At 68.1% G+C, this 12,883-nt stretch carries 10 protein-coding genes; 5 read left to right on the forward strand and 5 right to left on the reverse strand.

Annotated elements, in window-relative coordinates:
- The first annotated feature begins 195 nt into the window (after window positions 1-195).
- Window positions 196-681 (forward strand): hypothetical protein, encoded by a 486-nt coding sequence (locus AZL_RS07115; protein WP_247894310.1) that lies wholly within the window; start codon window positions 196-198, stop codon window positions 679-681.
- Between the two features lie 16 nt (window positions 682-697).
- Here AZL_RS07115 and cbiB read toward each other — a convergent pair whose 3' ends face one another.
- Window positions 698-1,660, reverse strand: a complete 963-nt coding sequence (cbiB, locus tag AZL_RS07120; RefSeq protein WP_012973963.1) for an adenosylcobinamide-phosphate synthase CbiB — start codon at window positions 1,658-1,660, stop codon at window positions 698-700.
- A 68-nt stretch (window positions 1,661-1,728) separates the two neighbouring features.
- Here cbiB and cobD point away from each other — a divergent pair, with 68 nt between their 5' ends.
- Together cobD and AZL_RS07130 are read left to right on the forward strand one after the other, a co-directional pair.
- The gene (cobD, locus tag AZL_RS07125; protein WP_086935346.1) at window positions 1,729-2,844 is read left to right on the forward strand and encodes a threonine-phosphate decarboxylase CobD; all 1,116 of its coding nucleotides are present in this window, start codon (window positions 1,729-1,731) and stop codon (window positions 2,842-2,844) included.
- A 169-nt stretch (window positions 2,845-3,013) separates the two neighbouring features.
- Window positions 3,014-4,657, forward strand: a complete 1,644-nt coding sequence (locus tag AZL_RS07130) for a diguanylate cyclase (RefSeq protein WP_247894311.1) — start codon at window positions 3,014-3,016, stop codon at window positions 4,655-4,657.
- Window positions 4,658-4,707: 50 nt separating this feature from the next.
- Here the strand turns inward: AZL_RS07130 and AZL_RS07135 are convergent, their stop codons facing one another.
- The gene (locus AZL_RS07135) at window positions 4,708-5,628 is read right to left on the reverse strand and encodes a response regulator (RefSeq protein ID WP_012973966.1); all 921 of its coding nucleotides are present in this window, start codon (window positions 5,626-5,628) and stop codon (window positions 4,708-4,710) included.
- Between the two features lie 176 nt (window positions 5,629-5,804).
- The gene (locus AZL_RS07140) at window positions 5,805-9,332 is read right to left on the reverse strand and encodes a response regulator (protein WP_247894312.1); all 3,528 of its coding nucleotides are present in this window, start codon (window positions 9,330-9,332) and stop codon (window positions 5,805-5,807) included.
- 525 nt (window positions 9,333-9,857) lie between these two features.
- On the opposite strand from AZL_RS07140, the gene AZL_RS07145 reads away from it, so the two are divergent.
- Together AZL_RS07145 and AZL_RS07150 are read left to right on the forward strand one after the other, a co-directional pair.
- Window positions 9,858-10,487, forward strand: coding sequence for a substrate-binding periplasmic protein (locus AZL_RS07145; RefSeq protein WP_247894313.1), 630 nt, complete (start codon window positions 9,858-9,860; stop codon window positions 10,485-10,487).
- Window positions 10,488-10,568: 81 nt separating this feature from the next.
- Window positions 10,569-11,195: a glutathione S-transferase family protein gene (locus AZL_RS07150; protein WP_012973969.1), complete on the forward strand. Its 627-nt coding sequence runs from the start codon at window positions 10,569-10,571 to the stop codon at window positions 11,193-11,195.
- A 68-nt stretch (window positions 11,196-11,263) separates the two neighbouring features.
- On the opposite strand, the gene AZL_RS07155 is transcribed toward AZL_RS07150, so the two are convergent.
- Both AZL_RS07155 and AZL_RS07160 read right to left on the reverse strand, forming a co-directional pair.
- On the reverse strand, window positions 11,264-11,590 hold the full coding sequence (locus AZL_RS07155) for a DUF1244 domain-containing protein (protein ID WP_012973970.1): 327 nt from the start codon (window positions 11,588-11,590) through the stop codon (window positions 11,264-11,266).
- A gap of 32 nt (window positions 11,591-11,622) precedes the next feature.
- Window positions 11,623-12,849 carry a DUF2478 domain-containing protein gene (locus AZL_RS07160; protein WP_012973971.1) on the reverse strand — a complete coding sequence of 409 codons (1,227 nt, stop codon included), beginning with the start codon at window positions 12,847-12,849 and terminating at the stop codon, window positions 11,623-11,625.
- Window positions 12,850-12,883: the final 34 nt, after the last annotated feature.

Raw genomic sequence — 12,883 nt, forward strand, 5'->3', positions numbered from 1 at the left:
ACAGGGACAATTTGGGTGAAGGTGCCAGCCCCTTCCCCCGGACGAAAGGCTCGCCTTCGTGGTAGACAGGGACCTAGGCCGTAGGTCGGACTATTTCCAATGAACAGCTCTCCCTCATCCGGGAACCGGAACGCTTCCCCCTCCCCCGATCGGCGGGGGTCGCCGACGCGGCTCCTGTCGCGTCTGTTGCGTCCGGTGGCCACTGGTCTCGCCGTCGGCTACTTCCTTCTGGACGCGCTGGCCTATTGGGTGGTGCGGCCTCTGGTCCGCCGCGTCGCCGGGCTGCCGCTGTTCGCCCGGATCGGCCGGTGGGTGGCGGGACTGGGGCCGTACCCGTCGCTGATCCTCCTCCTGGTACCGCTGGCCCTGCTGGAGCCGGCGAAACCGGTCGGCGCCTGGCTGTTCGCCACCGGCCGCCCGCTGGCCGGCGCCGCCGTGATCGCCGGGGCGGAGCTGATCAAGATCACCCTGGTGGAACGGCTGTTCCATGTCGCCAAGCCCAAGCTGCTGAGCATCGGCTGGTTCGCCTGGGGCTACGCGCGGGTGACGGCCTGGCTCGCCTGGGTGAAGGAGACCCCCCCGGTTCGCGCCGCCAGTCGTCTGGTCCATGGACTGCGCGGCATCGGGCGCCGCGTCGGCCGGCGCCTTTCCATCATGATGGGACGTGGCGCCAAGCGATGAATGGCGGAGGGCGCGCTCAGCCCAGCACCGCCAGGAGCAGAGCTCCGGCGATCAGCAGGACGCAGGAGCGCCGGTAGAGAGCCAGCGCCCGGCCGATGTCGTCCGGGGTGGCCGCGGTGCGGCCGGCGCCAAGCCAGACATCCTCGATGCGCGTCTTTCCATAGACCCGCGGCCCGCCCAGCCGAAGATCCAGCGCGCCGGCCATCGCCGCCTCCGGCCAGCCGGCATTGGGGGAGCGGTGGCGGTGGGCGTCCTGCCGGACCGACGCCCAGGCCTGCCGGGCGTCGGCCCCGCCCGTCATCCAGGCCGCCGCCACCAGCAGCAGGGCGGTCAGGCGCGATCCCGGCAGGTTGACCAGATCATCCAGCCGCGCCGCCGCCCAGCCGAAGGCCTCGTGCCGTGGGGTGCGGTGACCGATCATGCTGTCCGCCGTGTTGATCGCCTTGTAAAGCGCCAGACCGGGCAGCCCGCCGACCAGCAGCCAGAAGGCGGGGGCGACCACCCCGTCCGAAAAATTCTCGGCCAGGCTTTCGATGGCGGCGCGGGCGACGGCGGGTTCGTCGAGCGTCGCCGGGTTCCGGCCGACGATCATCGACACCGCCTTGCGGGCGCCCTCCAGCCCGCCGCTGCGGAAGCCCTTCGCCACCGCCGCCACATGGTCGTGCAGGCTGCGCTGGGCCAGCAGGGTGGACGCCAAGGCGGCCTCGATCAGCCAGCCGAAGGGCAGCAGCCGGCAGGCCGAGGCCACCGCCGTGGCGATCCCGCCCACCGTCAGCAAAAGCACCAGCACCGCCAGCACGCCGAACGCCTTGCGCTGGCCGAACCCGTCCGTCTCATGGTTGAGTGCGCCATCGAGCCGGGCGATAAGCGCGCCGATCCACACCACCGGGTGGCGGATGCGGGTATAGAGTGGGTCCGGATATCCCGCCAGCGCCTCGATGATGAGGGCGGCGGCGAGCAGGAAGGGATGCGGCGGCACGGATGGAGCGTTCCAGGCGATGGGACGGCCTGCCGGCCGCGCGATGGTGGAAAGGACGAGGCGCGATCATGGCCGAAGACAGCCCGGCGACCAAGCCGCGCGTGACGGAGTTGCGGAAGACGGGGCAGGGGCGGGGACTGGACGAGGGGCGGGAGACCGGCCGATCCATTCCGCATGGCGGCGATCTGGACGGCGCCCGGGTGGCCTTCCCCTGCGCCCCGGAACCGTGGATCGACCTGTCCACCGGGATCAACCCCTGGTCCTATCCCTTGCCGCCGGTCTCCCAGGACGCCTGGAACCGCCTGCCCGGTCGGGGAGAGGAGCTGGCCCTGCGCCGGGCCGCCGCTGCGTGTTACGGGGCGCCCTCGGCCGATCTGGTCGCCGCCGCATCGGGATCGCAGGCGCTGATCCAGTTGCTGCCACGTTTGCGGGCGCCCGGCCGCGTCGCCGTTCTCGGGCCGACCTATGCCGAGCATGCCCGTTGCTGGGCGCTGTCCGGCCATGATGTCCGGCTGGCGGCGGAGGTGGATGCGGCGGCGGACGTGCTGGTCGTCGTCAACCCGAACAATCCCGATGGCCGGCTGCTGCCCGCCGAGCTGTTGCTGACGCTCGCCGAGAGCCAGGCGGCGCGGGACGGCTGGCTGGTGGTCGACGAGGCGTTCGCCGACATGCGGCCGGAGGACAGCGTCGCCGCCCATGCCGGCCGTCCGGGATTGGTCATCCTGCGCTCCTTCGGCAAATTCTTCGGTCTGGCCGGGCTTCGTCTCGGCATCGCGTTGGCGCCGGCCGGGTTGGCGGTGGCGTTGCGGGAGGCCATCGGACCCTGGGCGGTTTCAGGGCCTGGACTGTCCATCGCGACGGCGGCACTGGGTGATGATGGCTGGATCGGGGCGATGCGCCGCCGGCTGGCGGTCGCGGCGGCGGATCTGGACCGTCTGCTGGCCGGGGCCGGGCTGCGGGTGTGCGGCGGCACCGACCTGTTCCGCCTGGTCGAGGATGCGCGGGCGCCCGCGCTCCATCAAGCCCTGGGCGAGGCCGGGATCCTGGTGCGCCGGTTCGAACAGCGGCCGGACTGGCTGCGGTTCGGGTTGCCGGGGACTGACGAGGCATGGCGGCGCCTGGCCATCGCGTTGGAGCATCCCGGCGCCTGGAGGATGCAACCGGACAAAAGGTCCGCTTCTTGAACAATCGTCAAAAATCTTATACACTCAACCCTTTCTAGAACCATGGCTGTCTTGCTTCGACCTTGTCGGAAATTGCCGGTGTTGCGGGGACATAAAATTCCATGGAACACTTTCCGCCCCGCCGGCTCCCGTCGGCGTGGCCATGATCCCGGGCTGTGGTGTGCATGACGTGAGCGATTCCGCATTTCCGGCGTTCGACCGTCTGCCGGTCGGTGTGTGTGTCGCTACGGCATCGGGGATCATCCACTATGCCAATCCGGCAATGTATGCCCTGCTCGGTTGCGCCACCGACGATTTGCCGGGGCGGAGTCTCTGCGAGTTCGCGCTTGATGTGTGCGGTGAAGGCAAGACGGCGGATGGTCCGGCGCGGGCTTGCCGCCTGTTGCGCAACGATGGCTCCAGCCGTTGGGTGACGGTGGCGCGGACGCCATGGGAAACGCGGTCGGACCTTGAAGACGGTATGCTGCAACTGCTGACGGTGACCGACGTCGGGTCGGTCCATCGTCAAGCTCCCGACCCGGATGATACCGATGCCGGGAACGGTCACGCCGGCGGCTCCGTGGAGGCCGTCATGGCGCGTCATGAAATGCCGGTGGTCGATGCCCTGCTGGAGGCGTCGCCGGTGCCGTTGTTCGTCAAGGATGCCGCTGGACACTATGTCGCGGTCAACCGGGCCTTCGCCCGCCTGACCGGCATCGGTCCCGACGAGATGCTGCGGCGGAACAGCTTCGCGATCAGCGTTCCGGAGATCGCCAGGGAACATGTCGGCCGCGACCGCGAGTTGATGGAGCGCGACGGCAGCGTCCAGTACGAAGCGCCGATCTGCACCGCCGAAGGGGCGATGCGGCTGCTGAACCTGACCAAGACCGCCTTCCGCGACGAGACCGGCAAGCCGGCGGGCATCGTCGGCGCCATCCATCAGCTGACCGAGTCGCGTCCGAACGAGGAGCGGCTGGAGGCGATCCTCGAACAGAGCCCCGTCGGCGTTTCGGTGTCCCGCCGCGATGACGGCCGGATCATCTTCGTCAACACGCGCTTTTCCGAGCTGATCGGTCTGCCGCGCGAGAAGCTGATCGGCAGCCGCGCCCGTGACTATTACCTGGACAGCAACCAGCATCATCGCGTGCTGGAGCGGTTGCGCGGCGGCGGCGGTGTCACGAACATGGAGGTCCAGTTCAAGCGGGCGGATGGATCGCCATTCTGGACGCTGTTCACGGTGAATCAGGCGGTGATCCAGGGTGTGGCGGTCAATCTGGCCTGGATCTACGATTATACCGAACGCCGCAGCATGGAGGAGGCGTTGCGCGACATGGCGTCGCGCGATCCGCTGACCGGCATCTACAATCGGCGGTCCTTCATGGAGATGGCGCGCTCCCAGCTCGCCCGCGCCCACCGCTTCCACGAGCCGCTGTCCGTCTTCGTCCTCGACGTCGATCACTTCAAACGCATCAACGACACCTTCGGCCATGCCACCGGCGACGATGCGCTGCGGATGGTGGCGGCGGGCTGCCAGGCGATCCTGAGGGAATACGACATTCTCGGCCGGCTGGGCGGAGAGGAGTTCGTGGTGGTTCTGCCCGGTGCGACCGCGGATGAGAGCCGGGTGGTGGCCGAGCGGGTCCGCCGCCATCTGGCCCGCATGCCGATCGAGGCGCCGGACGGCACATTCCGCCTGACCGTCAGCATCGGCATCGCCGGACTGGAGGGCGCCACCGACACGCTGGAGCGGGCGATCCACCGTGCCGATCTCGCGCTTTACCGCGCGAAGCATCTCGGCCGCAACCGGGTCACGGTGTTCGAAGCGGGAATGTGATCCGCGCAACAGGGAGCGCCCGTCGGCGAATAGCCGTCAGCGAGCCGCCATCAGCCGGCCAGCGTGTCCGCCTTGCGGTCCAGGTCTATGACGCCGACCACCTGATTGCCGCTGCCCACGAAGCTCAGCTCATCGAATCCGACCATGCGGGCCAGCGCGATGCCGCGGCCATGTGTGGCATCCGATCGCGAGGCGTCGACCGACAGATAGCGGCCGAAGTCGAACCCCGCCCCCATGTCGGTGATGGTGAAGACCACGCGGCTGCCGCTGCGCTCCACATGCAAGGTGGCGTATTTGTCGCGATGCTCGGCCGATGCCAGCCGCGCTTCGATCTCGCGCGCCAGCATGCCGCTTGCCTTCAGCCGGCCTTTCGTCTCGAACCCGATGCCGAGATTGCCGTGCTCCACCGCATTGACCAGGATTTCCGAGAGGCCGAAGGTCAGGCTTTGGGTGGCGGTGGCGATCGACGACAGGGTGATGGCGAGATTCTGCGCTTCCTGCGGGGTGCGGAAGTGGAAGCGCCCTTCGCGCAACAGACCGATGGCGTCGGAGCGGGATCGCAGGTCACCCTGAAGGCTTTTGAGTCGCCCGACCGTCTCCTCGGCCGCGCGGACGACCGAGCGGAGCAGGGCGCCGTCATAAGGTTTGATCAGGTAATAGAACACGCCGGCGCGGATGGCCGCCGCGATGTCGGCACAGCTGTCCGAGACGGTCTGGACGATGACGGGGATGCTCGCCAGCGCCGGATCCTGCTTCATCCACTCATAGAGTTCCAGCCCATCGCCATCGGCAAGCCGCCGGTCGAGCAGGACCACATCGATCGCCGGTCCCTCAGTCGACAGGATTTCCCGCGCCTGTGCCTTGGTTCCGGCCTCCAGGGTCCGATAGCCGATGCGGGAAAGATAGCCGGCGACGATGGCACGGGTCATTTCCTCGTCATCGACGACCAGAGCGGTGACGGCGTCGGCCATGGTCGGCGTGTGCTCCAATGGTTCGGGGCTTTGGGGGTCGGGGCTTTGGGGTGAGGGCTTGGGATCCGATGATCCATGGCATTTTACTGAAGCCGGCACCAATGCACAATCACCGGCGGCGTTGCGGTGCAATATTACCAGTCGACCGATGGTCCGGTCGATGCCCCGCCTTCCGATCAGCCGGCGGTCGCCTCCGGCCTGGCCATGGCCAGCCTTGCGGCCGACAGCTCGTCCGCAACCCGCTCGCCCGCGGTGGCCGTCAGCGCCTCTTGGTCGCCGCGGCGGGCGGCGGCGACGAGGTGATCGGCGCCGGCGGCCAGCCGGTCGAAGCCGACATTCGCCGCCGAGCCTTTCAGGATATGGGCCTCCCGCTCGATGCCGGTGCTGTCGCCGCGCGCGATCGCGGCCCGCAGCCGGTCGAGATGCCGCGCGCTGTCGCCGAAGAAGGTGTTGAGCAGCACCGCGAATCCCTCCGCGCCGAGGGCGTCGCGCAACTCCTCGATCTTTTCCGCGTTGATGATGGCTGGTTCCGCCGCTTCCGCGGGGGGCGATGGAGAGGCCGTCCGCCCGGTGGCGTCGGCGGGAGTGTCCGCCACGGGAGGAACGAAGCGGGCGATGGCGTCCAGCAGTTTGCGGGCGTTGATTGGCTTGGACAGATAATCGTCCATGCCGGCTTCCAGACAGATGGTGGCATCGCCCTGCATGGCGTTGGCGGTCAAGGCGATGATGGGGATGCGCGCCACCCGCCCCGACAACCCGCGGATCCGGCGTGTCGCCATCAACCCATCCATTACCGGCATCTGGACGTCCATCAGAACGAGGTCATAAGGACGGGCGGTCACCGCCTCCACCGCCTCCTCGCCGTTGGACACCGCCTCGGCGTTGAGGCCGGCGCGGCGCAGCAGCGCCAGCGTCAACTGCTGGTTGACCGGATTATCCTCCGCCACCAGCACCCTGGCGCGGGGTTTCGCCTCGGGCTGCCGGGCCGGCGCGGTGCCGGCCACCGGATTGGCCACCGGATTGGCCACCGGATCGGATTGCGTGATCGCGAAGCGGGCGGGAAGGCGAAGGATGCCGGCGGCGGAGTTTTCATCGCCTGAACCGGGATCCCGCCGGGGCGGCATTGAAAGCTCCCCTTGTGGCGCTTCCGGCTGGGGTTCCAGCAGGCGGGCAAGGCACTGGCACAGGGTGCTGAAGCGGATCGGCTTCGGCAGGTGGGTGTCCACCGGCGCCCAATCCCGCTGCCGCCCCTCCAGCCTCTGCGACGAGGCGAGCGCCAGCCGCATGCCGGCCAGTTCCGGTATGGCGCGGATGCGCCGGGCCACCTCCGGTCCGGTCAGGCCCGGCATGCGGTGGTCCAGGATCGCCGCGTCGAAGGGCGTTCCGCCGCGGGCGGCGGCAAGCAGAAGCTCCAGCGCCGTCTCGCCATTCTCCGCCGCATCGGTGACGATGCCGAAGCCGTCGAGTTGCCGGGTCAGCAGATCGCGGTTGACGGGGATGTCGTCGACCAGCAACAGGCGGCGTCCGGCCCAGTCGCCCGTGGGTGTCGGCGGATGGGCGCCGCCGGCGCCGCGTTTCAGCGGGACGCTCACCCAGAAGACGCTTCCCGTTCCCGGATGGCTGTCCAGGCCGATCCGGCCGCCCATCAACTCCGTCAATCGCTTGCAGATGGCCAGCCCCAGTCCGGTGCCGCCATGACGCCGGGCGGGAGACGAGTCGACCTGACTGAACATGGTGAACAGACGCGGGCGGTCCTCTTCCGGGATGCCGATGCCGGTGTCGCGCACTTCGAACCGGACACGGACCCCGCCGCCATCACCGCTGTCGTTATCGATCGGCGCCTCCTCGTTCAGCAGGATGGTGACACTGCCGGAGTCGGTGAATTTCACGGCGTTGCCGGCAAGGTTGAGCAGGATCTGGCGCAGGCGTCCGGCATCGCCCAGCAATGTGCCGCGCAGCCCCGGCGGCACGAAGCTGGCGAGGTCCAACCCCTTCGCCACCGCGCGCGGGGCCAGGATCTCCGCCACGCTTTCGACCAGCGGCACGAGTTCGAATTCACCGATCTCCAGTTCCAGCCGACCGGCATCGATCTTGGAGAAATCGAGGATGTCGTTGATGACGACCAGCAGCGATTCGGCGGAATCGCGGATCGTCTCGGCGTAGCCGCGCTGGTCCGCCTGCAACGCTGTGTCGAGCAGCAGCCCGGCCATGCCGATCACCCCGTTCATCGGCGTGCGGATCTCGTGACTCATGGTCGCGAGGAATTCCATCTTGATCCGCTGACCGTCCTCCGCCTGCTCCTTGGCGTCGCGCAGCGTATGCTCCAGCCTTTTCTCCTCGGTAAGGTCGCGCAGGATCGCGGCATAGAGCGGGCCGGCGGCGGTCTTCACCAGCGCCATGGAGTAGGCCAGGGGAAAGCTTTCGGTCTTGCCGCTTTCGCCGCCAGCTTCACCGTCAACCGCCGGCCGGAGGGCGATGGCTTCGCCGCGGGCGGTCGGATCCAAGTGGCGACGGCCGTGCGCGATCTCGTCCAGCGTGCGGGCGGCGTCCTCCCGCCGGTCCGCCGGCAGCAGCTCCACCACCGAACGGCCGACCAGTTCACCGGGCGCATGGCGGAAGATGGCGTGGGCGGCGGGATTGGCCGCCTCGATCACGCCGTCCGGGCGCGTGGTGATGATGCCCTCCGCCGCCGTGTCGACGATGGCGGACAGGCGGGCGTTCGTCGCCTCCAACTCCTTTCCCTGTTCGCGCTGGGTCGCCAGCGACCGGGCGAGCAGCAGCCCGAACAGGCTCAGCAGCAGGATCATCCCGCCGGACAGCAGTGTCGCCGTCCACAGATTCCCGTGCCAGAGAGCCAGCACCGTGTCCCTTCGCACGCTGACCGTCAGCACCAGGGGCCAGACCGGGGTGGTCCGGTAGGCGACGATGCGCGTGTCCGGACCGGCGCCGATGTCGGTTCCGGAATGGCGGAAAACGCCATATTCGGCCTGCGGCAGATGGGTTTTGAACAGGGGGGTGGTGGCGAAGGATCGTCCGATCTCTTCCCCGGCCTGGGGTTGGACCGTCAGCAAGGTGCCGTCATAGCGGTAGAGCGCGATGCGGTCGCCGACACCGGCGGCCTCGCCGCCTTGGACAGCGCGGTACAGGCCTTGGAAATAATCCGGGTTGACGGTGGCGACCACCACCGCTTCCAGCGTGCCGTCGGAGTCGCGAAGCGCCCGGCTCATCGGCAGCAGCCAGCGCCCCACCGACCGCTCGTTGCCGGCGGGGCGGTCGATCAGGCTGCGGCCGGGGCGGGGATCACCGATCACCAGGCCATTCCCCTGGGCGGCGGCCTGCATGCGGAAGACATCCAGTTCCGTCAGATGGGACCCGGCGGGAATCGTCCCCTCGGTGGTGGCGACGATCCGGCCGGTGCGATCGAGCAGGGTCAACCCGCGCAGATGCGGTGACCGGCGCAGCCGGTCGGTGAGGATGGCGGTCAGATCGGGAGTGGACGCGCCGCCTTCGGCGGTCCAGTCGGCATCGGCCAGCGACTCCACGATTGAGGACAGGGTGACGTCGACCGACTGGACCGTGCGGGTGGTCGACACCTCCAGCGCCGCGGCGAGGCTGGCGAGGCTGGCCTCCGCCGACTCCAGGGCCGCCTGGCGCGCGGCGATCAGCTGCTGGCCCTGGTTGATCAACAGGGTGAAGACCGCCAACAGGGCGAAGGCGATGACGCCGCCCCGCCTTTCGAGGAGACCCTTCAGAACCGCTTTGGCTTGGGACTGGGACAGGGTTGCGTTCCGGACGGTCAGGTGTGATTGAAATACAGGGCCGAGGCTGCGCGCATCTGACGCGGATCCGCCGGCGGATCGCAGCAGAATCAAGGCGCTCGACTTCGACCCTCGTCGAAATTCGCGGTTTGGACAATAGCAGCTACCGACATGGGACGCCAAGCATCCGCTGCGATTTTCCCTGTGTCGATGCTAAGATTACAGGGTCTCTTCACGACCCCATGTTTGAATGCTGAAGAACTGGGGTGGTTGGTTAACGAAAGGTATAGCATGACAAAGCGAATCCTTTGGGTGATCAGCTCGGCAATTCTGTTGATTTTATCGGCCGGTATCGCCGTTCCGGCCGTGGCGACGGAAGGGAGACTTCAGAAAATTGCGGAGAAAAAGCAACTTCGTGTCTGCTCATGGCCTGATTACTATGCGATCTCGTTCCGGAATCCACGCACCGGAATGCTTGAGGGGCTGGACGCGGAACTGGCGCAGGCCTTCGCCGATGATCTCGGCGTCCGGTTGCAGCTGGTGGAGAGCAGCTTCCCCCGCTTCATCGACGATCTGCTGGGCGACCGCTGCGACATCGGCATGTTCGCCATCGGAGCCACCCCGGCGCGGGCGCAGCATATCGCCTTCAGCCAGCCCTATCTGCGCAGCGGGATCTATGCGGTGACGACCCAGACCAACGAGGGGATCCGGAAGTGGGAGGATCTTGACCGCGCCGGCAACGTCATCGCGGTGCAGAAGGACACCTACATGGACGGCTACGCCCGCTCCGCCATGAAGACCGCCCGCATCGTCGCCGTCACCCGTCCCCAGGAGCGCGAAGAGGAGGTGCAGTCCGGCCGAGCCGATGCCTTCCTCACCGACTATCCTTACGGACAGCGCATGCTGGCCTTCCATCCCTGGGCCCGCCTGATCGTGCCCGACAGCCCGGTGCAGCCGACACCCTACGCCTATGCGGTCGCGCCCGGCGATGCGGCATGGCTGGAACGGGTGAACGCCTTCGTCGCGGCGATCAAGGCCGATGGACGGCTGGAGAGCATCGCCGCCCGCTACAACTTGACCCCCATCGTCGCGCGGGACTGAGTCGCGTCATAAGAATGCGGCGGGGAGACAAATCCGGCCTAGGATTGGTTTCATCGCACACCAGTCTTCAGGGAACCGTCGATGATCCTGATCGGACAATATGATTCGCCCTTCGTGCGCCGCGTTGCCGTGGCCCTGCGCCTGTATCGCATGGCGTATGAGCACCGTCCCTGGTCGGTCTTTTCCGACGCCGCGGATGTCGCGCGCTTCAACCCGCTGAAACGGGTTCCGACCCTGGTGCTGCCGGACGGCGAGGTGCTGATCGAAAGCGGCGCCATCCTCGATCATCTGGACGAGCTGGCCGGGCCGGATCGCGCGCTGATCGCCCGCCAGGGGCAGGAGCGCCGGCGGGCGCTGAAGCTCTGCGCGCTGGCGACCGGGCTTGCCGACAAGGCGGTCAGCCTCGTCTATGAGCGGGTCCTGCACAAGGAGCGCTCGGACCTGTGGGTCGAACGCTGCACCGGCCAGATCGGCGCGGTTCTCGACGTCCTGGAGGCGGATCGTGCCGCGGCCGCCGGTCCCTGGTGGTTTGGCGACCGTATCGGTCATGCCGACATCGCCGCCGGCTGCGCCCTGCGCTTCGTCGGCGAAGCCCATCCGGCGGTCTTCGACCGCTCCCGCTGGCCGGCGCTCGCCGCGCATTCGGACGCCTGCGAGGCGATGGCGGAATTCCAGGCGGTGGTGCAGCCTTTTTCGGTGAGCGCCTGAGCCGAAGCCCTCCCGGCTCCTGGGCAATCAAGGACCGGGAGGGCTTTTCGTGGCCTTTTCAGCGTGTCTCAGCGATGGCCGCTGATCTCCGCATGCAGTGGCTTGGTATCCTCGAACGCCTTCTGTTGTTCGGGGGTGGCCTCCTTCTGGTGCTTCTGCTTCCAATCGGAATAGGGCATGCCATAGACGGCGATGCGGGCCTCCTCGTCGGTCAGCGGGACGCCGCGTTCCTTGGCGGCTGCGGCATACCATTTCGACAGGCAGTTGCGGCAGAAGCCGGCAAGATTCATCAGGTCGATGTTCTGAACGTCGGTGCGCTTGCGCAGATGCTCGACCAGTCCGCGGAAAGCGGCGGCTTCCAGTTCGATGCGGGTCTGGTGGTCCAGATCGGCCATGGGATCTCAACTCCTCCGGTTTTCTCGTTTCATTAAGATTGGGGTGGCCGGTGCAGCGTGACCATCCGGCCATAGGGATGAAAATCACGGGATTCGCCACCTCCGGCGACAATGCGCACCACCGCCTCGCGGTCGATGGCGACGAAGCCGGCCAGCGACTGGATGCCGTAATCGAACAGGCGGGGAGTCAAGGGCGTGCCGGGACCGATCATCGCCACCGTCGCCCCGCCCGCCACCCGCAGCAGGCGGGGAAGGGTGCGGTTGGCGAAGGCCGACGCGGTGATCGCGACCGCCTCCGCCCCCGGCAGCAGCCAGTCGCAAGCGGCCTCGGGATGCTCCCCCTCCCGCGGGTTCATGTCGATCACCTGGGCGCGCGGCAGACGGTGGGCGATCTGGGGAAAGCCGCCGATCACCACCACGCGCCCGTCCACAGCACAGAACAGATCCAGCCCGTTGCCGCCGGCGCCGCTCACGTCCGGCCGGTTGTAATGCGCGTTCAGCGCGGCGACGCCGACCGAAACCTCAAGCGGATCCCAGGAGATCGCGGCCATCGCCGCCAGATCGCGCAAGGACCGTCCTGTCCAGAGTCCGGGATCGTCCTCGGCCGCCGGACCCTGCCGGGCGGCGAGGCCGAGGCCGTTCCCCGTCTCCACCAGCACCCATTTGGCGCCGGTGACGACACGGCGGACTTCGGCATCGGCCACGCCCTGAACCAGATCCTGGTACATCCGCTGCGGCCCCCACCAGCGCCAGAGCGCCTCGGCCACCGGGGACAGAAGGTCGCAGAAGCCGCCGGTCGCGCTCTGCCATTCGTTCAGATAGCGGCTGCCGACGCTGGTCAGCACCGGAATGCCCTCGGCGATGGCGGCCAGCATCTCGTCCGACAGCCCGTCGCCCAGCGATTCCAGGCCGGCGAACTTGTTGACCACAAGCAGGTCCACCCCGGAGGCGACGGCGTTGCGGATCGCCTGGCTCGCCTCGGCCACGCCGGCGGGATCGACACGGCAGGAGTGCGATTCCCGCCCCAGCCGCTGCGTGATGTCATAGGCGTGGCCGGTCGCGACATCGACCAGCTCCATCAGTTCGGCGCAGTCATCCCCCGGCCCGTGGTTGCGCTGCACCAGCCCGCCCACGCGGAAGCCGCGCCGCTTCAACTCCGCCGCGAAGCCGTCCAGCAGGGCATCGACGCCCTGGGAACCGGGGCCATGGATCACGGCACCGGGACGCAGGGGCGGCGGGGAGGCGGGAGGAAGCGGCATCGGGGAGACCTTTCGCGGGACGGCGGGCGGAATG

Origin of the sequence: Azospirillum sp. B510, assembly GCF_000010725.1 — a bacterium.
Taxonomy (GTDB): Bacteria; Pseudomonadota; Alphaproteobacteria; order Azospirillales; family Azospirillaceae; genus Azospirillum; species Azospirillum lipoferum_B.